The 22,421-nt window shown below is 69.2% G+C and carries 20 protein-coding genes; 7 read left to right on the top strand and 13 right to left on the bottom strand.

The window, feature by feature from the left end; translation table 11 throughout:
- The first annotated feature begins 14 nt into the window (after positions 1 to 14).
- Positions 15 to 2,075 carry a molybdopterin oxidoreductase family protein gene (locus M8445_RS02990; RefSeq protein ID WP_273989559.1) on the top strand — a complete coding sequence of 687 codons (2,061 nt, stop codon included), beginning with the start codon at positions 15 to 17 and terminating at the stop codon, positions 2,073 to 2,075.
- A 1-nt stretch (position 2,076) separates the two neighbouring features.
- Positions 2,077 to 2,619, top strand: a complete 543-nt coding sequence (locus M8445_RS02985) for a dihydrofolate reductase family protein (protein WP_273989558.1) — start codon at positions 2,077 to 2,079, stop codon at positions 2,617 to 2,619.
- On the opposite strand, the gene M8445_RS02980 is transcribed toward M8445_RS02985, so the two are convergent.
- The 8 genes from M8445_RS02980 to M8445_RS02945 all read right to left on the bottom strand — a co-directional run bounded on the left by M8445_RS02980 (position 2,616) and on the right by M8445_RS02945 (position 11,342).
- Positions 2,616 to 3,014 carry a DUF1801 domain-containing protein gene (locus tag M8445_RS02980; RefSeq protein WP_273989557.1) on the bottom strand — a complete coding sequence of 133 codons (399 nt, stop codon included), beginning with the start codon at positions 3,012 to 3,014 and terminating at the stop codon, positions 2,616 to 2,618. The genes M8445_RS02985 and M8445_RS02980 overlap by 4 nt on opposite strands.
- Positions 3,011 to 3,370 (bottom strand): ArsC/Spx/MgsR family protein, encoded by a 360-nt coding sequence (locus tag M8445_RS02975; protein WP_273989555.1) that lies wholly within the window; start codon positions 3,368 to 3,370, stop codon positions 3,011 to 3,013. Before M8445_RS02975 ends, M8445_RS02980 begins: the two co-directional genes overlap by 4 nt.
- A 75-nt stretch (positions 3,371 to 3,445) precedes the next feature.
- Positions 3,446 to 4,441, bottom strand: a complete 996-nt coding sequence (ruvB, locus tag M8445_RS02970; protein WP_273989553.1) for a Holliday junction branch migration DNA helicase RuvB — start codon at positions 4,439 to 4,441, stop codon at positions 3,446 to 3,448.
- A 76-nt stretch (positions 4,442 to 4,517) separates the two neighbouring features.
- Positions 4,518 to 5,216 (bottom strand): SCO family protein, encoded by a 699-nt coding sequence (locus M8445_RS02965; RefSeq protein ID WP_273989552.1) that lies wholly within the window; start codon positions 5,214 to 5,216, stop codon positions 4,518 to 4,520.
- Between the two features lie 153 nt (positions 5,217 to 5,369).
- On the bottom strand, positions 5,370 to 7,826 hold the full coding sequence (locus M8445_RS02960; RefSeq protein ID WP_273989551.1) for a cbb3-type cytochrome c oxidase subunit I: 2,457 nt from the start codon (positions 7,824 to 7,826) through the stop codon (positions 5,370 to 5,372).
- Positions 7,823 to 9,049, bottom strand: a complete 1,227-nt coding sequence (coxB, locus tag M8445_RS02955) for a cytochrome c oxidase subunit II (protein ID WP_420704099.1) — start codon at positions 9,047 to 9,049, stop codon at positions 7,823 to 7,825. Before coxB ends, M8445_RS02960 begins: the two co-directional genes overlap by 4 nt.
- Before the next feature lie 341 nt (positions 9,050 to 9,390).
- Complete coding sequence (locus M8445_RS02950; RefSeq protein WP_273989548.1) at positions 9,391 to 10,326, bottom strand: heme o synthase; 936 nt, start codon at positions 10,324 to 10,326, stop codon at positions 9,391 to 9,393.
- The gene (locus tag M8445_RS02945) at positions 10,323 to 11,342 is read right to left on the bottom strand and encodes a COX15/CtaA family protein (RefSeq protein WP_273989547.1); all 1,020 of its coding nucleotides are present in this window, start codon (positions 11,340 to 11,342) and stop codon (positions 10,323 to 10,325) included. Before M8445_RS02945 ends, M8445_RS02950 begins: the two co-directional genes overlap by 4 nt.
- Positions 11,343 to 11,490: 148 nt before the next feature.
- Here M8445_RS02945 and M8445_RS02940 point away from each other — a divergent pair, with 148 nt between their 5' ends.
- The 4 genes from M8445_RS02940 (at position 11,491) to M8445_RS02925 (ending at position 15,840) form a co-directional block, all read left to right on the top strand.
- Positions 11,491 to 11,973: a DUF420 domain-containing protein gene (locus M8445_RS02940; RefSeq protein WP_273989545.1), complete on the top strand. Its 483-nt coding sequence runs from the start codon at positions 11,491 to 11,493 to the stop codon at positions 11,971 to 11,973.
- 140 nt (positions 11,974 to 12,113) lie between these two features.
- A complete protein-coding gene (locus M8445_RS02935; protein ID WP_273989544.1) occupies positions 12,114 to 13,358 on the top strand; it encodes an MFS transporter in 1,245 nt (414 codons plus the stop codon).
- Between the two features lie 221 nt (positions 13,359 to 13,579).
- Positions 13,580 to 14,401 carry a 3-methyl-2-oxobutanoate hydroxymethyltransferase gene (gene panB, locus M8445_RS02930; protein ID WP_273989541.1) on the top strand — a complete coding sequence of 274 codons (822 nt, stop codon included), beginning with the start codon at positions 13,580 to 13,582 and terminating at the stop codon, positions 14,399 to 14,401.
- An 83-nt stretch (positions 14,402 to 14,484) separates the two neighbouring features.
- Positions 14,485 to 15,840, top strand: coding sequence for a cytochrome P450 (locus tag M8445_RS02925; protein WP_273989539.1), 1,356 nt, complete (start codon positions 14,485 to 14,487; stop codon positions 15,838 to 15,840).
- 91 nt (positions 15,841 to 15,931) lie between these two features.
- On the opposite strand, the gene M8445_RS02920 is transcribed toward M8445_RS02925, so the two are convergent.
- The 4 genes from M8445_RS02920 to M8445_RS02905 form a co-directional block, all read right to left on the bottom strand.
- Positions 15,932 to 17,269 (bottom strand): Glu/Leu/Phe/Val family dehydrogenase, encoded by a 1,338-nt coding sequence (locus tag M8445_RS02920; protein WP_273989537.1) that lies wholly within the window; start codon positions 17,267 to 17,269, stop codon positions 15,932 to 15,934.
- Positions 17,270 to 17,353: 84 nt separating this feature from the next.
- On the bottom strand, positions 17,354 to 18,598 hold the full coding sequence (locus M8445_RS02915) for a Glu/Leu/Phe/Val family dehydrogenase (RefSeq protein ID WP_273989536.1): 1,245 nt from the start codon (positions 18,596 to 18,598) through the stop codon (positions 17,354 to 17,356).
- Between the two features lie 489 nt (positions 18,599 to 19,087).
- On the bottom strand, positions 19,088 to 20,077 hold the full coding sequence (locus M8445_RS02910) for a polyprenyl synthetase family protein (RefSeq protein WP_273989535.1): 990 nt from the start codon (positions 20,075 to 20,077) through the stop codon (positions 19,088 to 19,090).
- Between the two features lie 101 nt (positions 20,078 to 20,178).
- A complete protein-coding gene (locus M8445_RS02905) occupies positions 20,179 to 20,523 on the bottom strand; it encodes a DMT family transporter (RefSeq protein WP_273989534.1) in 345 nt (114 codons plus the stop codon).
- A 103-nt stretch (positions 20,524 to 20,626) separates the two neighbouring features.
- On the opposite strand from M8445_RS02905, the gene M8445_RS02900 reads away from it, so the two are divergent.
- The gene (locus M8445_RS02900) at positions 20,627 to 21,211 is read left to right on the top strand and encodes a hypothetical protein (RefSeq protein ID WP_273989532.1); all 585 of its coding nucleotides are present in this window, start codon (positions 20,627 to 20,629) and stop codon (positions 21,209 to 21,211) included.
- Between the two features lie 118 nt (positions 21,212 to 21,329).
- Here the strand turns inward: M8445_RS02900 and M8445_RS02895 are convergent, their stop codons facing one another.
- A complete protein-coding gene (locus M8445_RS02895) occupies positions 21,330 to 22,301 on the bottom strand; it encodes a phosphotriesterase family protein (protein WP_273989530.1) in 972 nt (323 codons plus the stop codon).
- Positions 22,302 to 22,421 lie beyond the last annotated feature (120 nt).

The raw sequence follows: 22,421 nt of genomic DNA, 5'->3' as shown, positions 1-22,421 counted from the left end.
GGTATCCTCCGGGCATGACCGCTCTGCCCGTGTTCCCTTCGCGTGATGTGCTGCTTACCTGCCCGCTGGACTGCCCGGACGCCTGCCGCCTGAAGGTGACGGTGGGCCGCGAGACGGAAGGCGGGCCGGAGCGGATGCTGAAGGTCACGGGTGACGCTGCGCACCCGGTCACCAGGGGCTTCGCGTGCGCCAAGACCGTGCATTACCCGGCCCGCGCGAACCACCCGGAGCGTCCGCTGTACCCGCTGCGGCGCGTGAACGCGAAGACCGAGGCCGAGCCGGTCTGGGAGCGCGTGACCTGGGATTCGGCGCTGGACGACATCGCCGCGCGGCTGCGCACCCTGCTGGACACGCGCGGGGCGGGCAGCATCCTGCGCTACAACTACGCCGGCACGATGGGCCTGATGGAGGGCACGCATGTGCACGCCCTGTTCCGCGCGCTGGGCGCCCCGGAACTCGACGAGACGATCTGCGCCACGGCCGGCACCGAGGCCTGGAGTCTGGGCTACGGCACCCGCTTCGGGGTGGACCCCGCCGACGTGGCGCACGCCCGCCTGATCGTGCTGTGGGGCATCAATTCCCTGAGTACGAACAGTCACCTGACGCCGCACCTGACAGCGGCGCGCAAGGCGGGCGCGCGGATCGTGTGCGTGGACCCGTACCGCAACCGCACGGCGGCCTTCGCGGACGAGCACCTGAAGATCCGGCCCGGCACGGACGCCGCGCTGGCACTGGGGGTCATGCATGAACTGTTCGCGCACGGCTGGACCGACGACGCCTACATTGCGGAGGCCACCACCGGGATCGAGGAACTGCGCGACGCGGCCCGCGAGTGGACGCCCGAACGTACGGCCGGGGTCACCGGGCTGGACGCCGACGTGATCCGCGCCTTCGCCCACGCGGTCGGCACGACGCGGCCCACGTACTTCCGGGTGGGGTACGGCATGACCCGCCACGAGCACGGCGGCACGAACCTGCGGGCTGTGACCCTGATTCCCGCCCTGACTGGCGACTGGCGGCACCGGGGCGGGGGCTGCACCCTGAGCACCAGCGGGGCGTTCAAACTGAACCGCGCCCGGCTGGGGGCCGCGCACCTGATCCTCCCGGACGTACCGCACGTGAACATGAACGAGTATGCGGGCGCCCTGCGGCCCGAACAGGGTCTGGGGGCCACGTTCATCTACAACTGCAACCCGGCGGTCGTCGCGCCGGATGCCGGGCGGGTCCGCGCGGGATTGCAGCGCCCCGACCTGCTGGTCGTCGTGCTGGAACAGGCCATGACCGAGACGGCGCGGCTGGCCGACTACCTGCTGCCCGCCACCACCTTCGCCGAGCACGCCGACGTGTACACCAGCTACGGCCACCACTACCTCGGCTACAACCCGGCCACGCTGGACGCCCCCGGTGAGGCGCGGCCGAACTCCTGGGTCTTCCAGCAACTCGCGCGGAGGCTGGGCATCACGGAACCCAGCGTGTACTGGACGGTGGACGACCTGCTGGAGGAGGTGCTGACCACCGACCACCCCCTGCTCTCGGGCGTCACCTCCGAGCGACTGAAGGCCGAGGGCAGCGTCCGCCTGAACGTCCCCAATGGGTTCCTGCCTTACGCGCATGGCGCGGAGACGCCCAGTGGGAAGGTGCAGCTCAGCCCCGCGCCGCAGCACCGCGAGCCGCTGGCGCAGCTGAGTGCCGAGTACCCGGTGCGGCTGCTCACGCCGCCCGCGCATCACTTCCTGAACAGTACCTACGGCAATCTGGCGAACCTCAACCGTGCCGAGGGGGGCGAGCCGCACCTGCTGCTGCACCCGCACGATGCGCAGGCGTCCGGCGTGGGCGACGGGCAGCTCGCCACCCTGACCAGCGAGGTCGGGAGCGTGCAGCGCCGCGTGAAGGTCACGGACGCCGCGCAGCCCGGCGCGGCCATCCTGGAAGGCACGTGGTGGGGCCTCAGCGCCCCGGACGGCCGCAGCATCAATGAACTGACCGCGCAGACCCTCACCGACCTGGGCGGCGGGAGCACCTTCCACAACACCCGCATCCGCATCGAGCCGGCCCGGGAACCCGCGCGGGGCTGACGTGCGCCCCCTGATCGTCACGGAATTCCTGTCCCTGGACGGCGTGTACGAGGAGCACTCGCCCTGGCGTGCGCCCTACGACCCGGACGACGGCCCGTTCAAACGCGACGAACTGTTCGCCAGCGGCGCGCTGCTGCTGGGCCGCACCACCTACGAGGATTTTGCGGCGTACTGGCCGACCGCGACGGGCGCGTTCGCGGACCGCATGAACGCCCTGCCCAAGTACGTGGCGACCACCCGGCCCGGCCCGCTCGGCTGGAACGCCACGCCCCTCGGGCCGGACGTGGTGGCCGACGTGCGGGCACTCAAGGCGCAGCCGGGCGGCCCGCTGCTGGTGTACGGCAGCGGCACCCTCGTGCAGACCCTGCTGCGCTGCGGGCTGGTGAACGAACTGCGCCTGATGATCTTCCCGGTCGTGCTGGGGCGCGGCAAGCGCCTGTTCGGCACCCTGGAAAATCTGCCACTGACGCTGCTCGCCACGCGGGAACTGGGCACGGGCGTCCTGCTGCTCACGTACGGCCCGGCGGCCGTGCCGAACGACTAGCGGCGCTTTCTCGCGGCGTTCACCCCGGCGTTCGCGGCGGCGGCGGCGCGGATCAGGTCGCCGAAAGCGGCCCCGTCCAGCGTGTCGCCCTCGTGCAGGTCGATGGCGCGGCGTACCTTCCCGTCCAGGCTGGCGTTGAACAGCCCGGCCGGGTCCGGCAGGCTGGCTCCCCGGTGGAAGGTCAGTTTCACGGTCCGCGCGTAGGTTTCGCCGGTACACAGGCCGCCCCCGTGCTCCCAGACCGGCACGCCGGGCGAGGTGGGTTTGGCCCACTTCACGGTCTCCTGCACGTCCGGCAGCGCCCCGTGGATCAGGGCGCGGACGCGGCGCAGGGTGTCGCCGCGCCAGTCGGTCAGGGCTGCCAGCCGCTCGGTCACCGGGTCGGGGTGGGTCACGATCCGGCCAGCATGGCCTTCCAGCCGTCCAGGTCCTCGCCGACCGTCAGGTGCTTCCCGGCGCGCACCAGCGGCAGGCGCAGCAGGTCCGGATCCTCGATCACCCTGGCGATCACGCCGTCCTCGGTGGTGCGCAGGTACGCGAGGTTGCTGCGTTCGTACGCCTTGCCGCTCAGGTCCAGCAGGGCGTTCAGGCCGAACTTCTGCACGAACCGCGCCAGTTCACCCTTCGCGATGGGCCGCTCCTTCAGGTCCACGAAGTGAATCTTGATCTTGCGTTCCTTGAAGAACCGCTCGGCGGCGCGCGTCTCCTTGCTTTTGCGGGTGCCGAACACCTGTACCTGCAACTCACTCATTCCCCAAGTGTAGGGGGCGGCGGGACGCAGGGCCCGGCGATGTCACCGCAACCTGCGCCCCGCCTCCCTCTCCGTTCAGTTCGTGTAGAAGCCCAGGTCGCCGTCCGCGCCACTGATGGGCAGGCCCAGGTGGTCGTAGGCGTGCGCGGTGGCAACCCGGCCGCGCGGCGTGCGTTTGATGAAGCCCAGCTGGATCAGGTACGGTTCGTACACGTCTTCCAGGGTCAGGGCGTCCTCGCTGATGGCGGTGGCCAGGGTGTCCACGCCGACTGGGCCGCCCGCGAAGCGGTGAATCAGGGTTTCCAGGTACTTCTTGTCGCGGTCGTCCAGTCCGGCGCTGTCCAGGCCCAGGCGGTCCAGGGCGTCCTGCGCGCGGGGTAGGGCGATGGTGGTCTCGCCCGCCACGTCGGCGTAGTCGCGCACGCGCCGCAGCAGGCGCTTGGCGATGCGCATGGTGCCGCGTGAGCGCGCCCCGACTTCCAGGGCGGCGTCGTCGCTCAGGCCGAAGCCCAGCAGGCGCGCGTCGCGGGTGAGGTTCAGGGCGATTTCCTCGGGCGTGTAGTACTCCAGGTGCTCGATGATCCCGAAACGGCTGCGCATGGGCGCGCTGATCAGGCCGGGGCGGGTGGTCGCGCCGACCAGCGTGAAGCGCGGCAGCGGCAACTCGATGGTGCGGGCTGCGGGTCCCTGGCCCAGCACGATGTCCAGCTTGAAGTCCTCCATGGCGGGGTACAGGTGCTCCTCGGCCACGCGGCCCAGGCGGTGGATCTCGTCGATGAACAGCACGTCGCCTTCTTCCAGGCTGTTGGTGAGGATGGCCGCCAGATCGCCGGGTTTCTCGATGGCGGGCCCCGAGGTCACGCGGATGTTCACGCCCAGTTCGGCGGCGATGATGTGCGCCAGGGTGGTCTTTCCCAGTCCGGGCGGCCCGAACAGCAGAGTATGGTCCAGCGCTTCCTTGCGGCCCCGCGCGGCCTGCAGGTACACGCCGAGTTTGTCCTTGAGTTTCTCCTGACCCACGTACTCGGTCAGGGTCTTGGGACGCAGGGCGGCGTCGAGCGGTTCGGTCATAACAGAGAGTGTACCGCAACTTCGCTGTCAGCGGAATATGGTCTTTTCAGCCGGGCGGCCGCGCCCCGGCCGGGCGTCACCGGGCCGCGTACGCCCGGATCAGCCCCGGCAGGTCGCGGTCCAGCGTACCGTCCACCACCGCCCCGTTCCCGTACACCCGCACGAACCGCCCCCGCCCGTCCACCACACTCAACTGATCCCCGTGCAGCCGCGCCGCCGCCGACGCACCCGCACCGACCGCCGCCGCGTTCTGCGCGCCCCCCGCACCCTGGGCCGCGCCGCTCAGGTGCGCGCTGTGATCCCCGGCCGGCATGGGGGCCACGTTCGCCACGAACATCACCCGCGCCGCCTCGTCGATGGTGGCCGCCTTCCCGGTCAGGCCCGTGAACGCCGGATCGAAGCGGTCCAGGTACGCGCGCACCACGGCCGGCGTGTCGTTCCCCGGGTCCACCGTGACGAACTGCACCTGCACCCGCGCGCGCTGCTCCGGTGACAGCGCCGCCACACTGTTCTTCAGGCTGGCCAGCGTCACCGGGCACACGTCCGGGCAGCGCACGAACCCGTAGAACACCAGCCGCACCCGCCCGTCCGAGGCGGCCAGCGTCGTCGCGGCCCCCCGGTCACTGACCAGCGGCAGCGCCGGCAGGGCCAGCGGTACGTCCAGCGCGTCCCCACCCAGCACGCCCGGCGACACCTGCCGGTACACCAGCAGTCCCGCCAGCGCCGCCGCCACCACCAGAAGAACTGCCGTCAGCACCCTCGAGAACACCGTCATACCCGCCAGGGTAGGGGAGAGGAGCGGGGTGACGTGTCCCACGGCAGGGGAGCAGGACGCAGGCAGCGCCGACCTGCCGCCCACACAATGCCTCCCACACAACGCGAAAGGGACGCCCTCTCAGGCGTCCCCTTTCGCTTCTACGGTCTGAGGTTACCAGGCGTAGAAGATGGCGACGATCAGCAGCCACACGACGTCCACCAGGTGCCAGTACAGGCTGGCGGGCGTGATGGAACCGTGGTTGTACTTGTCCATCTTGCCGGTCATGGCCTGGTAGAAGGGCAGGGCGACGCCCGTTCCGCCGATCAGGATGTGCAGACCGTGCAGGCCGACGATGGTGAAGAAGCACGCCTGCCACAGGTTCTGTTTCCAGTCGCTTTCCACGCCGAACAGCGTGAACTCGTACACCTGGAAGATCATGAACACGGCGCCCAGGATCAGGGTGATGAACAGGCCCAGGCGGAAGCGGGTGTACTTGCCGTGGTGGTTGTCCTGCTCGGCGCGGTGAATCACGAAGGAACTCGTGACGAGCACCAGGGTGTTCAGCGCGGCCAGCCAGATGTTCGGACGCAGCGCGGGCGGCTCGGCGGCCCCGATGACGCGCAGGTACACGTACCCGGCGATCAGCACGCCGAACAGGCCGATTTCGCTGATGATGAACCAGCTCATGCCCATGAAGCCGTTGTCGTACTTGGTCAGGTGGTGGTGCGCGACGGGCACGTCGTACTCGCGCGTACCGGCCCACTTGAACAGGGCCATCAGGAACAGCGGGATGCTGATGTACAGCACGACCGAGGCGAACACGTGGCCGGGCGCGGCGTCGAAGAAGGGCTTCAGGCCGCCGGTCGGGGTGTAGTTGGTGAACCAGCCGAAAGAGAGGCCGTAGCCCATCAGCAGCAGCGCGGCGGCGGTCAGGAAGGGGCCCCAGCTGTCCACGGGCAGGTGAATGCTCTTGGGGTCCACGGGGGTCAGGGTCTCACCGCTCTGCTCCCAGTCGTACAGGGGGCGTTCGGTGGGGAAGTTGGTGGGGAACTCGTGCGCGAAGTTGTACGCGGCGGGCGGGCTGGCGGCCGTCCACTCGAGCGTGAAACCGCCCCAGGGGTTGGCGCTGGCCGTGGCGGGCGCGCGGAAGCTCTGCAGCATGTTCCACACCCAGACGATCCCGCCGGCCAGCAGCGTGACCGCGCCCAGCGTGCTGATCAGGTTCAGTTCGCTCCAGGCGAAGTTACCTTCGGGGTAGGTGTAGTAACGGCGCGGCATGCCCAGCAGGCCCAGGATGTACTGCGGCAGGAAGGTCATCCACGAGCCGATCATGAACAGCCAGAAGTGCCACAGGCCCAGCTTTTCGCTCATGAAGCGGCCGGTCATCTTGGGCCACCAGTAGTACAGGCCGCCCATCGCCAGGAACGCCGTGCCGAACATCATCACGTTATGGAAGTGCGCCACGACGTAGTACGACATGGTGACCTGGTAATCGAAGGGAATCATGCCCAGGCTGACGCCGGTGATCCCGCCGATCAGGAAGTTGAAGATGAAGCCCACCAGCCAGTACGTGGGGCTCTTCATGATGATCCGTCCGCCCCACAGGGTGCCGATCAGGTTGAAGATCTTCACGCCGGTCGGGACGGCCACGATCAGCGTGGCGATCATGAACGCGATCTGCCAGGAGTCGGGCAGGCCCACGGCGAACATGTGGTGGACCCACACCAGCAGGCTGACCAGCACGATGGCCAGGATCGAGTACACCATCACGCGGTAACCGAACAGCGGCTTGCGGGCCATGGTGCTGGCGATTTCCGCGCCGATTCCCAGGTACGGGAGCAGCATGACGTACACGGCCGGGTGAGAGTAGAACCAGAAGAACTGCTGGAACATGACGGGCACGCCGCCGATGCCGGGGTTGAACATGCTCAGGCCCAGCTTCAGTTCCAGGTACGTGACCAGCGCGGCGGCGGTCAGGCCGCCCAGCGAGATCAGCTGCAGGATGCTGGTCGCGAAGATGCTCCACACGAAGATGGGCATCTTCCACAGGCTCATGCCGGGGGCGCGCATGTTCACGATGGTCGCCGCGAAGTTCGCGCTGCCCAGCAGCGACGCGATGCCGTTCAGGGTGAGTGCCACCATCAGGACGGCCACGCCGGTCTGGTTGGCGTCCACGCTCAGGGGGTAGTAGAAGGTCCAGCCGACGCCGGGGGCGCCGCCGTTGGCAAGGCCCGTGATGACCAGGATCAGGCTGAAAATGAACAGCCACACCGCGAACGTGTTGATGCGCGGCAGGGCCACGTCACGGATGCCGAGTTGCAGCGGCAGGAACCAGTTTCCGAAGCCGAACAGACCGATCGGAATCAGGAAGAAGAAGATCATCAGCGCGGCGTGCAGGGTCAGCACCTGGTTGTAGGTGTTCCCCACCAGGAAGGTGTTGTCCGGCACGGCCAGCTGCAGGCGGATGCCCACGGCCAGCAGGCCCGCGATGGCGAACCCGATGATGCTGGTCAGGATGTAGAGCGTTCCGATCTTCTTGTGATCGGTGGTCATCATGTAGTCCTTCAGGACGGCCCACGCACCGGGGCGGGCGCTGGACTCCTGAAGTGGTGCGTGCTGAACGGTCACTGGGTGCCTCCGCTGGCGTTCGCGCCGTTGATGGGCGTGCCGCTCCAGTAGTCCGCTTCCTCGGGCAGTTTCAGGCTGCGCAGGTACGCGGAAATGTCGTCAATCTCGGCGTCGGTCAGGACGCCGCCCTTGAGTTTCTGGCCCTTGCTGAGGTACTCGCTGCCGTCGTAGGAGGGCATCAGGCTGCCGGGTTTCACGGCGGGGCTGTGCTTGATCCACTCGTGCAGCTGCTCTTTGGCCTTGGGCTCGGTCCACTGCGCTGCGGTCATGGCTTCCCACATGCCGGCACCCAGGGTGCGGCGCGTGCCGAAGAAGCTCAGGTCCGGGCCGGCCGCGCCCGCTGCGGGAGTGCCCTGCACGCGGTGGCAGGCGGCGCAGGCCACGGCCTGGGTGCTGGCCTTGCCCTGCATGAACAGCGCGTAGCCGCGCGCCTCGGCGCTGCCGGGGGCGGGCTCGGGGGCGCGGTAGGCCTTCATGGCGGCCAGGGTGGTGTTGTACCGGTCCTGGTCGAGGGCCACGACCTTGTAACGCATGTTGGCGTGCGAGCCGCCGCACAGCTGCGAGCAGTTGCCCTGGTACACGCCGGCGCGGTCGGTGTCGACCTGCCAGGTTTTCTTCACGGCGGGCATGGCGGCGCGCTGGCCACCGATGTTCGGCGCCCAGAAGCCGTGGATGACGTCGCCGCTGGTGATGGTCAGCGCGACCGGCTGCTTGGTCGGCATGATGATCTCGTTGCCGTTGGTGACCACGCCGCCTGCGTCACTGGTCGTTTCGGGGTACGCGAAGTTCCACCAGAACTGCTTGCCCAGCACGTCGATCTTGGTCGCCTGGGCGGGCGTGGGGTTCAGGATCGCCATGGAGCGTACCGTCAGGATGCTCAGGCCGAACACGATCACCACGGGCACGGCCACCAGGATGACCTCCAGGCGGTTGTTCCCGTGGAACTGCGCGGGGGGCGCGTCGTGCTTGTCCTCACGGAACTTGTTGATCGTGTAGAACAGCGCGTACGACACGCCGACGAAGATGATGATCGACAGGACAATCGCCCAGACGCTCATCCACCAGATTTCGCGGTTGTACGCAGACGACATGTCCCCGATGAACAGGGACTGGTTGGCCTGCTGACAGCCGGTGAGCAGTGTGGCGCCCAGCAACGCCGCCGCGATGGGCCGCGTGATGGGTCGCCTCCGTGTGCCGCTGTGGCGGTGTTTGGTGGTGTTCAACTTCACTCCTTTCCTCTGCTTGCAGTCTAAAGCGTCATGCGGGGTTGTGCGCGTCACACGGAACGCCCACGTGCGTTCTGCCAGAGCGGCACGCGCGCCCCGAATTCTACCGACCGGTCAGGCATACCCCCCATGAGACACCATGAGGGACGGGCAAGTGTCCTGATCACCTTCCAGTCGGCGCGGCGGGGGCGCTTCTGAACCCTGTCATCATGCCCACCCGCTGCGCGCCGTGCATGAGGGCCGTGTAGCTACCCGCCCCGGCGCGCCCCCCATGAAGCACAGATGAGGCAGGTCCCACCGGGAAACGGATGGGACCTGCAGGGCACACGTGCGGAGGATTACAGCAGGTAAGCGAACACCATGCGGTCCGCCGCGCCCGCCACGAACAGCAGCGCCAGGTACAGCATCGAGTACAGGTACAGCGGCACGGCCACGCGCCGCTCGACCTTGTTCCCGGCCATCACGTGCCGGTACAGCCGCCACGACAGCACCAGCAGCCACGCGCCCAGCCCGGCCGCCGCCACGAAGTAGATCGCGCCCACCTCGCGGAAGAACACCGGCATCACCGACAGCACCACCGTGTAGATGGCGTACAGACCGATCTGCGCGACCGTCAGCTTGTCGCCGTGTACCACGGGCAGCATGGGAATCCCGACCTCGCGGTACTCGTCCTTGATCATCAGGGCCAGCGCCCAGAAGTGCACGGGCGTCCAGAAGAAGATGATGGCGAACAGGAACCACGCGAACAGGTTCAGGTCGCCCGTCACGGCCGCCCAGCCCACCAGCGGCGGGAAGCACCCGGCCGCGCCGCCCAGCACGATGTTGTGCCAGGTGTTGCGCTTGAGCAGCTGCGTGTACACCACCACGTACGTCAGGAAGCCCGCCAGGCTCATCCAGGCGGCCAGCGGCGTGCCCCACACCCACAGCATCACGAACGACAGCACCTGCAGGGTCCCGCCGAAGATCGCGGCGCTGCGCGTGCTGATCAGGCCGCTGGTCGTGGGCCGCTGCGCCGTGCGCGCCATCTTGATGTCGATGTCGCGGTCGATGATCATGTTGAACACGCCCGCCGAGCCTGCCGAGGCGTACCCGGCCACGCTGACCACCAGCAGCAGCCACCCGCCCGGCCAGCCGCGCTCGGCCATGAACATGGCCGTCACGGTCGTCCAGAGCAGCAGGCTGATGACTTTCGGTTTGGTCAGCGACAGGTAGTCACGCCAGGTGGCGCGCGCCCGTGGGGCTCCGGCGTTCGCCGGAATGGATTCGGTCGTCATACGTTCACTTCCCTTGATCGGTCCTGCCCGGCGTGCGGGGTGCTGCGGCCCGCTGCGCGGGGCTGCACCCGCAGCGCACTCAGGGCGCGGTACACCAGCATAACCGTCACCAGCCACAGCGCGCATGCCAGCAGCAGGTGCGTCAGTTGCATCCACGCCGGGGCTTTCAGGGCCACGTTCGCGAAGCCCGCCACCATCTGCGCGCCCAGCAGCGCCCACACGGCCGCGCTCCAGCGGTTCGTCTCGGCGCCCGGCCGTTCGCGGCGCAGGAACACGCCCAGCCACACCAGGAACGCGCTGGTCAGCACAGCCAGCATGGGGTGCACGACCCGCAGGTTCTCGATCACGCCGGCCGTCACCGCGAAGTCACGCTTGACCGTCTCGATGGGCGTGCTGCCATCGGCCGGGAGGAACAGCAGATCGCCCAGCGCCGTGACCGCGCCCGCCATGCCCAGTACCAGCAGCAGGCCCAGGCCCACGTAACTCCAGGCGCCCACCAGCCCCTGACGCCGCAGCCGCAGGCCCGGCGCGCCCGACGCCCACAGCGCCGTGAGCAGCAGCGCCCCCAGCAGCAGGAAGGTGTTCGCCAGGTGAATGCCCTGCACGAACCCGCGCGCCGGATCGGTGCTGTCGGCGGTCAGGCCCAGCAGCACCTGCACGCCGCCCACCAGCCCTTCCAGGATGATCAGGCCCAGGCTCAGGATTGCCCCGAAGCGCGCCGGGTGCCCGCGCCCCGTGGAACGGAACGCCAGGATGACCAGCGCGATGGCGAGCAGGCCGCTGGCCCCGCTGGTCAGGCGGTGACTGAATTCGATGACCGTGTGCAGCGTGGGGCTCTGCGGGACGACCACGCCGTTACACAGGGGCCAGTGGTCCCCGCAGCCGGCCCCGGCCCCGCTGATGCGCACGACCGCGCCCCACAGGATCACCAGCACGTTGTAGATCAGAGCCGCCCAGGCCAGCCGGGGGAGCCAAGCGCCCGCAGCCGTGCGGGGAACTGTCAGCGTTCCACTCATGTTTCACCTTCCTCGCCGCCAGGGCACCCTGGCGGGGCGGCGGTCAGCGCCTCGCATTCTACCCGCCCCCCCTGGCAGCCGATTGTCCCCCGCCGCCCCGTACCGGCGGACACCTGCCCTGCACCCCCGCCCGTACACTGGGGCCGATATGGCGGAAACGATCAACCAGTGGGCGGTCATCACGATCGTCCTGAGCGGCCTGGCCCTGTGCGTGGGCGTGTACCTCATCCGGCGCGGCATGCGTGAAGCGCACATGCGCGCCATGATCGTCGCCACATCTCTGGCGACCATCTTCCTGGTGCTGTACCTGACCCGGCTGGGCCTGGGCTACGAGAAGAAATACGCGGGACCCGAGGAGTGGCGCACGGCGTACTTCGTGTTGCTGATCAGTCACATCATCCTGGCGACCCTGAACCTGCCGCTGGCCCTGGGGGCCCTGTGGAACGCCGTGAAGGGTCTGAAGGCCGCCGGGAACCTGGGGAACATCGACGCCCCGGCGGCGCGCGGGTACTTCAACCGGCACCGCGCCTGGGTGCGCTGGACGGTCCCGGTGTGGCTGTACGTGGCCGTGACCGGCTGGATTATCTATGTGGTGCTGCACAGTTACGGTGAGGTCATCAAGGGCGGGTAGGCCCCGGCGCATTCCGGCACCTGGAACCTGCGGGCGCCGGGTGCCGCTCTGCTGTGGTGGGGACTGCTGTTGTTCCGCTGGGCCGGACACCCCCGGAACTCCGGCCGGCCGCGTTCCGGGGCGGGCCTACACTGCGGGCCGTGAAGTCCGCGCCCGCCTCCACCCTGCCCGCCAACGTGCTGCACCTGCCGGAATTCCGCGCCATGCTGGTCGCCGCCGTGACCAGCACCCTGGCCAGCCGCGCCGTCGCCCTGACCGTCGCGTACCAGCTGTACCAGCTGACGAAAGACCCCCTGACGCTGGGGGTCCTGGGACTGGTCGAGGCGATCCCGGCCCTGAGCCTCGCGCTGCTGGGCGGCGTGGTCGCCGACCGCAACGACCGCCGCCGCATCCTGCTGGCCACCATCAGCGTAGAAGTCCTGTGCGCCGTGCTGTTCACTCTGTACGCCCCGCACGCGCCGCAGCACGGCATCTGGCCGCTGCTGGCGCTGATCTTCACGCTGGGAGTCGCGCGCGGCTTTTCCGACCCGGCCCTCCCGGCCTTCCAGGCGCAGGTCGTGCCGCGTGAGCTGCTGCTGCGGGCCAGCGCGTGGCGGTCCAGTGCCGGGCAGGCCGCCGCCATCAGCGGCCCCGCGCTGGGCGGCGTGCTGTACGCATCGGTCGGGCCGGCCGGGGCGTACGCCTTCGCGGCCGCGCTGCTGGCCGTCTCGCTGGCGTGCGTGGCGTACGTAAAACCCAAGCCCCTCCCGGCCTTCACGCCCGGCGAACCGTTCGTGGACAGCATCAAGGCCGGACTGGCCTTCGTGATGGCGCGGCAGGTGCTGGTGGGCAGCATGGCCCTGGACCTGTTCAGCGTGCTGTTCGGCGGCGCGGTCGCCCTGCTGCCGGTGTTCGCCAGCGACATCCTGAACGTCGGACCGACCGGGCTGGGCGTGCTGGTCGCCGCGCCCAGCGTGGGCGCCCTGGCCGTCATGCTGTACGCCACGCGCCGCCCGCCCGGCGTGGGGGCCGGGCGCACCCTGCTGCTGGCCGTGGCGGGCTTCGGCGTGTGCATGCTGGTGTTCGGCCTGTCCCAGAACTTCCTGCTCAGCGTGGCCGCCCTGATCGCCGCCGGCCTGTTCGACGGCATCAGCATGGTCATCCGCAGCGCCACCCTGCAACTCAAAACCCCGGACCACATGCGCGGCCGCGTGAACGCCGTCAGCGGCATGTTCATCGGGGCCAGCAACGAACTCGGCGCGTTCGAGAGTGGCGTCGCCGCCCGGCTGCTCGGCACGGGCCGCAGCGTCTGGGCGGGCGGCGTGGTCACGCTGATCGTCGTGGCCGTCACGGCCGCCCTGGCCCCCGAACTGCGCGCCATGAACCTGACCGACATTGAGGACTGATACGGACTCCGGTTGAATGATTTGCACAAACCCTTCAACCCGAGCGGACTCGTAGCGCTGCTCCGCAGAGTGAGTGGGAGCAAAGCGGGTTCCGGGCGTGGAGTTGGCAGCCCGGCGCTCTTCCGGGTTGTCAACGAAACAGACGGAATCCGTATGACCCGCCCTCGCCGCCAGCCGGGCGCAGTCCAGAAGCGCGCGGCGTGACCTGCTACCCTGCCCGCATGAAACGCAGCATTCCGGAGTTACAGCACTCCGCCGCGCCGCTGGTGATGGTCACCGCCTACGATTACCCCGGCGGGCGGCACGCCGAGGCGGCCAGCGTGGACCTGATCCTGGTGGGCGACAGCCTGGGGAACGTGGTGCTGGGCTACGACAGCACCGCGCCCGTCACGCTGGGCGACATGATCCACCACGCCCGCGCAGTGCGGCGCGGCGCGCCCGGCACGTTCATGGTCGTGGACCTGCCGTTCGGCACGTACCACACGGGCGTGCAGGACGCCATGCGCAGCGCCGTGCGGGTCATTCAGGAGACCGGCGCCGACGCCATCAAGATGGAAGGCGCCACGCCCGAAATCCTTCAGGTCGTGCAGACCCTGACCCGCAACGGCATTCCCGTGATGGGCCACGTGGGTCTGATGCCGCAGACCGCGACCGCCCAGGGTGGTCTGCGCGTGCAGGGCAAGGACGACGAGACGGCCCGCGCGACCCTGGAGGGCGCCGTGGCGCTGGAAGCCGCCGGGGCGTTCAGCGTGGTGCTGGAGGCCATTCCGGCAAGACTGGCGAACCTGATCAGCGAACGCCTGAGCGTGCCCACCATCGGCATCGGGGCGGGCGTGGGGTGCGACGGGCAGGTGCTCGTCACGCACGACCTGCTGGGTGTGTACGAGGGTGAGGACAAGAAGATCGCCAAACGCTACGCCGAGGTGGGCCGCCTGTCCCGCGAGGCCATCGAGACCTACGCCGCCGAGGTCCGCGCCCGCGCCTTCCCCACCCGCGAGAACTCCTTCGTCATGAAAGACGACGTGCTGGGCAAGCTGTACTGAAGGCGGGGCCGGAGGGACGAGACTGTGCAGGCTTCGACCCGCCATCTGCCATCCGCCATCGGCTGTCTGAGTAGACTCCGGGTATGACTGCCTCTGCGACCGCCCTGCCGCCGCGCCCGCCGGGCCTGCCTCTGGTGGGCCACGCGCCCGCCCTGATGCGGGACGTGCTGGGCTTCATGACCCGCACCAGCCGCGAGTACGGGGACGTGGTGCGCGTGGGGCTGGGCGTGCGGGAGGTGTGGGTGGTGAGTCACCCGGCCGACATCGAGACGCTGCACATCCAGACGGGCCGCCTGTTCGATAAGGGCCTGCGGCGTGACCCGCTGCTGGCGCGGCTGCTGGGCGGCGGCCTGCTGCTCTCGGAAGGGGATTTCTGGCTGCGGCAGCGGCGACTGGCGCAGCCTGCCTTTCACAGCGCCCGCATCCAGGGGTACCTGAGCGTCATGCAGACGCAGACGCAGGCGTTGCAGCGCGAGTGGGCAGAGGGAGGCGTGCGGGACGTCAGCGCGGACCTGTCGGCCCTGACCATGCGGATCGTGATGCGCAGCGTGATGGGCCTCCCCGAGAACAGCGAACAGGTCGAGCGCATCTCGCGGGCGCTGGACGACGCCCTGACCGGCTTCCGGCGCAACTACGGCGTGCCGCTCCCGGCGGGGGTGCCCACGCCCGCCCGCCGTCAGTTCCAGCGGGGCAGTGATGACATGGACGCCGTCATGAAGCAACTGATCGCCGGGCGCCGCGCGGCGGGCGGCACGCACGACGACCTGCTGGACATGCTGCTCTCGGCGCGGGACGACAGCGGGCAGCCCATGACGGACCCGCAACTGCTGGACGAGGTGAAGAACATCCTGCTGGCCGGGCACGACACGACCGCCAGCACCCTGAGTTTCGCGCTGTACCTGCTCGCCACGCACCCCGACACCGAGCAGCGGCTCGCGCAGGAACTGGGTGGCGTACTCGGCGGCCGCCTGCCGGAACTGGGCGACCTGCGCAGCCTGCCGTTCCTGGACGCCGTCATCAAGGAAACGCTGCGCCTGTACCCGGCCGCGTGGAGCACGCAGCGCGAGGCGCGGCAGGAAGTGACGGTCGGCGGGTACGTCGCCCCGCCCGGCACGCTGTTCGTGATCAACCATTGGGTCACGCAGCGCGACCCGCGCTTCTTCGACGCGCCCGAGGAGTTCCAGCCGGAACGCTGGCTGGACGGCCTGGAAGCGCGCCTGCCGAAGTACGCGTACTTCCCGTTCGGCGGCGGTGGCCGCATCTGCATCGGCCGGGAGTTCGCGCGCCTGGAAGCCGCGACCGTCCTGGCCGGACTGGTGCAGGCCTTCACCTACCAGACCGTGCGCCCCCTGCGCCTGGAACCCGCCATCAGCCTGCGCCCGCTGGGCGGCCTGCCCATGCGCGTGCAGCCCCGGGAAGGGGGAGCAGTGAATGGTTGACGGTTGAAAGTTGATGGTTAAAAGTGGGTGGGTGATGGAGGCGTTCCCGCTGTCCATCACCCACCATCCATCACCTATCGACCTTCAACTCTCAGGGGTACAGGCCGCGCAGGGCACGTGCTTCCAGGACGCGGGTGCAGGCGACGATGTACACGGCGGTGCGCAGGGTCACGCCGTGCTGTTCCTTGACGGCCCAGAGGCTCACGAAGGCTTCGCTCATGATGCGGTCGAGGCGTTTGTTGATCTCGTCCTCAGTCCAGAAGAACGAGCTGAAGTCCTGCACCCACTCGAAGTACGACACGGTCACGCCGCCTGCGTTGGCCAGCACGTCCGGGACGACGGTCACGCCGCGCTCGGCGAGCAGGTCGTCGGCGGCGGGAATGGTGGGGCCGTTGGCACCCTCGACGATCAGGCGGGCCCTGATACGCCCGGCGTTCTCCAGCGTGATCTGTTTTTCCAGCGCGGCGGGGATCAGCACGTCGCAGTCCACGTCCCAGAACTCGTCGCGTTTCAGTTCCTCGGTGCCGGGCAGGCCCAGGATCGAGCCGGTGCGGCGCAGGTGCTCCAGCGCGGCGGCCGGGTCGATGCCGGCGCTGCTGTGGATGGTGCCGGTCACGTCCTGAATGGCCACGATCCGCGCGCCGTGCTCGTGGAAGATGCGGGACGCGGCCTCGCCGACGTTCCCGAAGCCCTGCACGGCCACCCGCGCGCCTTCCAGCGGCATGCCGAGTTTCTTCATGGCCTCGGCACCCGAGACGAACACGCCGCGTCCGGTGGCGTCCGCGCGGCCCAGGCTGCCGCCCAGGGACACGGGTTTGCCGGTCACGACGCCGGTGGCGGTGCGGCCCACGTTCATGGAGTACGTGTCCATCATCCAGGCCATGGTCTGCGGGTTGGTGTTCACGTCCGGCGCGGGAATGTCCTTTTCCGGCCCGATGATCAGGCCGATCTCGGTGGTGTAGCGGCGGGTCAGGCGCTCGAGTTCCCCGGTGGAGTACTTGCGCGGGTCGATGCGGATACCGCCCTTGCCGCCGCCGTACGGGAGGTTCACGGCGGCGTTCTTGACGGTCATCCACGCCGAGAGCGCCATGACCTCGCTGAGCGTCACGTCCTGGTGAAAGCGCACGCCGCCCTTGGCGGGGCCGCGCGAGGTGTTGTGCTGCACGCGGTAGCCCTCGAAGTGCGCGACGGTGCCGTCGTCGAGGTGAATGGGGACGTCCACGACCAGAATCCGTTTGGGCCGCTTGAGGGTCTCGACCCAGTACGCGAGTTTGCCCAGGTACGGCGTGACGCGCTCGACCTGCTCGAGGTAGATCTCGTACGGCCCGAGGTTGTTCGGGTCGAGGTAACTGGGAATGTCGTGCGCGCCGTACTTCTTCTGGGGCTGGTGGCCGGGGTCCTGATGGGCGGGGTCCTGGGTGGCGGTCATGGTGGGGCCTCCTTCGGAGGGGAGAAAGCAGGGGGGCGCAGGGCGACGGGCCGGTGGGGCCGCGTGCGGGTCAGGGGTGGGGGATCAGGGGTACAGGCCGCGCATGACGGTCGCGTTGTGCAGGCGGTTCAGTGCCAGGGCGTACGCGGCGGTGCGCATGTCGGTCTGGCGGGTGCGCATGAATTCCAGCACGGCGTCCACGGCGGCGTCCACGCGCACGTCGATGGCCGACTCGATCTCCTCCTCGCTCCAGAAGAAGTTGCTGGCGTCCTGCACCCATTCGAGGTAGTTCACGACGACCCCGCCGATGCTGGCGATCAGGTCCGGGACGACCGTGACACCCTGGGCGTGCAGGAAGCGTTCCGCGTCGGGCAGCACGGCGCGGTTGGTGGTTTCCACGACGTAACGGGCGCGCACGGCGTGGGCGTTCCCGGCGTTCACGCTGCCGTAGTCGTAGGCGAGCATCAGCAGGTCCACGTCCAGTTCGATGACCTCGTCGGCCGTGATGTCGGTGGCGAACCCACGCACCGTGCCGTTCGCCTCGCGGTGCGCGCTGAGGGCGTCGAGGTCCAGGCCGCTGCTGGCGTACGCCGCGCCGTCCTGGTCGCTGACGGCCACGATCAGCGCGCCGGCCGCCGCGAGGGTCTGCGCGGCCTTGCGGCCCCCGTCCCCGAAACCGTACACGGCCACGCGGGCGCGCTCGATACTCTCGCCGTTCTCGCGCAGGACGCGCGCGGCGACCAGGGCGGCGCTGCGGCCACGCGAGTCCTTGCTGCCGTAACTGCCGCCCAGCGCCAGGGGTTTGCCGACCACCACGCCGCTGCTGGTCTGGCCGGTGTTCTCGTTGTAGGTGTCGAGCATCCAGGCCATGGCCTGCGCGTCGGTGCCGACATCGGGCGCCAGGATGTCCTCGCTGTGGCCGATCAGTTCGACCAGTTCGCTGGTGTAGCGGCGCAGCAGGCCTTCCATCTCGTGGGCGCTGAGTTCGGCCGGATCGACGTCCACGCCGCCCTTGGCCCCGCCGAGCGGCAGGTCGGCCACGGCGGCCTTGAGGGTCATGATCGCGGCGAGCACCTCGCACTCGTGGGCGCTCAGGCCCGCGTGCAGGCGCACGCCGCCCATGCTGGGGCCGCGTGAGGTGCTGTGGACGGTGCGGTAGCCCCGGAACACGCGGATGCTGCCGTCGTCCATGCGGACCGGGAGGTTCACGCTGACGGTGCGTTTGGGGTATTTGAAGTACGCGAGGGACTGGTCGGTGACCTCGCAGTGGGGAAGTGCCTGCTGGAGTTGCTCCATGAGCCCCTGCCAGTTGAGTCCTGATGCCCGCATGAACGGTCTCCTTGTCCTTCCGGATGGGGAAGGGGGGTGGGTGCTTCCGGGGAAGTCTGGTCCGGGAAGTCTGGGTGGTGAACTGAGGGTTTGGCCCCCAGAGCATACACGGCCCGCCGCAGTCGCATAGACAGGTGCGAGGCCACGGTCGGCCCGCTGCCAGGGTGGGCTGAACGGATCTTACGCCCCAAGTTGTATCCAGTATTCAATCTGGCGTCAACCCCGGTTTACTGCGCTCCTCACGCGAAAAACATGAACCGTTTCCAGCGCATCATTCTTGCGCCGGGCTTCCCGCTGACCTGACAAACGGCAGGTTGCGGCGGTCAGAACCGCCCTGCCCACTCCATCTTCGACCCACCACCCGGCGTCCTGACCGGCAGGACATCACCTGACCTGAACCCGCACAACTGGACCCCGCAAACAGGGCGGCGGCGACTCCCGGTGTGGAGTCGCCGCCCATCTCTCCCTGGATTCTGCTGCCAGGTGCCGTCAGGTCAGGCGTTCGATCTCGCGCTGCGCTAGTCCTTCCAGCGCCGAGCGCGCCTCCGAGGACGGCAGTGCCCCCAGAGCCTCGATCGCCAGCCGCGCCCGGCGGCGAATCTCATCGCGCGTACGCTCCAGCGCGCCCGACTGCACCGCCAGCGTCCGCACTCGCTCCACGTCCCCCGGCTGCGCGGCCCGGCGTTCCACAATGGCGCGCACCTCGTCGGCGTGCGGGCCGTCCAGCAGCGCCAGCACCGGCAGCGTCGCCTTGCCCTCGCGCAGGTCGCCGCCCACCGGCTTACCGATCACGGCTTCCTCGCCCGACAGGTCCAGCAGGTCGTCCTGCATCTGGAAGGCCATGCCGTACTCGCGCCCGAACGTCGCCAGGGCCTCCTGCACGTGCGTGGGCGCGCCCAGCAGCACTGCCGGAGCCGACGCCGCCAGCTGGGTCAGGGCGGCCGTCTTGCCGTGAATCACCTGCAGGTAATGGCGGACCTCGTACTCCTGGTACGCCGCCAGCTGAAACTGCAGCACCTCGCCCTCGCAGATCACGCTGGCCGTCTGCCCGAACATGCGCGTCAGGACCGGACCGCCCGGCAGGCCCGACAGCAGCACCAGCAGCCGCGACAGCATGAAATCACCACTCATGACGCTCACCACGTTCCCGAACCGCCGGAACGCCGCCTGCTGACCCCTCCGCGTATCGGCATCGTCGATCAGGTCGTCGTGCAGCAGCGACGCCGAGTGCAGCAGCTCCACGCCCACGCCCAGATCCAGCACGTCACCCCACCCGCCCGGGCCGCCCGCCGCCCCGCCCGGACGCGCCCCCAGCGCCTGCGCGGCCAGCAGCACCAGCGTGGGCCGCACGCGCTTACCGCCCGCCGCGACCAGATCGTCACCGATCAACTCGATGAACTCCACGTCAGAGCGCAGCACCTCACGCAGACGCGCGTCGAACGTCGCATCCGGAACGCACAGGGCGGCCACACCAGTCATGAACCCAGTATAGGAAACGCAGGCGGGGCAAAACGTACCGCTCCCCTCCAAGAGGCCCCCCCAGTGCCCCCAGCGGCCGTCCCCCTCCCCTTCAGTTGGCCCTACTGACTGCCGTGCCCGCCCCCCACGTTCAGCAGCGCCACCCCACCGATGATCAGCACGACGCCCGCCAGCGCCGGCCAGCTGAACGCATCCCGGAAGTACACCCACCCGATCACCGCCACCAGCGCCGTCCCCACCCCACTCCACACGGCGTACGTGTACCCCACGGGCAGCGTCCTGAGCGCCTGACCCATCAACCAGAACGCCACGCCGTACCCCACCACCGTCAGCACCGACGGCCCCGGACGGGAGAACCCCTCACTGGCCCGCAGCGCCGCCGTCGCGACGACCTCCGAGACGATGGCGAAACCCAGCAGCAGCAAAGCGGAAGTCGGCAGTGACATACCCGCGCAGCATGCCCCGCCACCCGAACATGAAGCAAACGCCGGGGCGGCCCTGCCCGCTTGTCCCTCGCCAGTCACATGCTCCTCATGCTAAAACGCTGGTATGGAAAGTGTCGTTGCTCTCTTCCGCGAACCCCAACAGGCGCAGGGTGTCTTGCAGGCCCTGCAACAGCGTGGCTTCGAACGCGAACACCTCGGCTTCGCCCTGACCGACGTGGTCGCCGAGGAAGGCATCGCCCAGAACACCGGGGTCAGCCCCGAAGCCGGCGAGCCCGCTGGGACCGCCAGCGTCCTGCGCGGCGCTTTCCTGGGTATCATCGGCGGTCTCGCCATCACCACCCCCATCTGGCTGCTGCTGCTGATCGTGCCCGTCACCCGCATCTACCAGGAAGGCGGCCTGCTGGGCATGCTGTTCGGCGTGATCGGCGGCGGCGCCCTCGGCGCGCTGTTCGGCGCCCTGGCCGGCAGCGACCACGGCGACTACGTGAGCCTCCTGCGCCGCATGGGCGTCCCGGCCGCGCAGGCCGAGAAGTTCTACGCCGGCCTCAAGGGCGGCCACGTCATGGTCATCGCCCGCGACCCCAGCGGCGCCCGCACCGACGAAGCCCTGAGCCTCATGCGCAAGCACGGCGCCATCAAACTCGACGACGCCGTCGGCGGCGGCCAGCTTCAGAGCGAACGCCACTAACCCCGCACGCACTAACAGGGCGGCCCGGTCACAGCGACCGGGCCGCCCGTCTGTTGATGGGGGATAGCTAATGGGTGATGGAGACAATGAGCTTCACTCCATCACCGCCGCCCGTTCCTCAGCCGAACAGCCGCGCGGGGTTCCCGACCGTCATCTGCCGCAGCTGCTCGGCCCCCACCCCCCGCCGCTCCAGTTCCGGCAGGATGTCATCCGTCAGGTGCCGGGGGTGCCACTCCTTCACGGCGCCCAGGATGGCGTCCGGCATGGGAATGGGGCGGCCCAGCCACTGCCAGATCGAATCGTGCGACAGCAGGATCCGGTCCGCGAAGCCCTCGCCCAGCAGGGTGGTCAGCACGTCCAGGCGCTGCGCGTCGGTGGGCGTGCCCACCAGCCCCTGAAGGCCGAGGCGGTCGAAGGCGATACTCACGCCGTGCGACAGCGTCTCGCGGTGGTACGCGGGGTCCGTGTTGCCGTCCATGTGCCCGATCATGATCCGGGCCGGGTCCGCGCCGTGCGACAGCAGCAACTGCGCCTGCTGCGGCCCCTGCCGCCCCTCCTGCGTGTGCGTGATGATCGGCACGCCCGTGTCGCGCTGCACGCGCGCGGCCGCCCGGAAGAACATCTGCTCGTACGGCGTGATCGCGTCGCGGCTGCTGGCCAGTTTGATCACCCCGGCCCGCACGCCGCTCGTGCCGATGCCTGCCGTGACCTCGTGGCGCATCAGTTCCTCGATCTCGGCCTCGCCGCCACCCAGGGACGCCCGGAACTTGAAGTACGTGGTGGCCCCCTCACCCTCGTAGTAGTAACCGCTGCTGCACAGGATCCGCAGGCCGCTGCGTTCGCTCAGGTCCCGCAGGAACGCCGGGTCACGCCCGCACTCGTTCGGGGTGGCGTCCACCAGCGTCCGCACACCACGCGACAGGAGACTGCGGGCCACGTCCACGCAGACACTCAGGGCCGCCTCCCGGTCGAACGGGCCGAGCGTCAGGTCGCCCTGATACCCGGGGTACCCGAACAGGACGTGCTCGTGCGGCAGGGTGAATCCCAGTTCGCTGGCAGGAACGGGGCCGGTAACGGTCTGTGCACTCATGCGGACCTCCAGAGGCTGTGAAGCCCCAGGCGGCAGGCCGCGCCGACCCGCCCCCCGGCTGATGTGTTGTGTCAGGAGGTCATGCTTTCAGCCAGGCGGGGCCACGTCAAGCGGTGATCT

Origin of the sequence: Deinococcus aquaticus (assembly GCF_028622095.1) — a bacterium.
Lineage (GTDB): Bacteria > Deinococcota > Deinococci > Deinococcales > Deinococcaceae > Deinococcus > Deinococcus aquaticus.
This window is presented reverse-complemented; position numbering and strand designations above follow the sequence as displayed.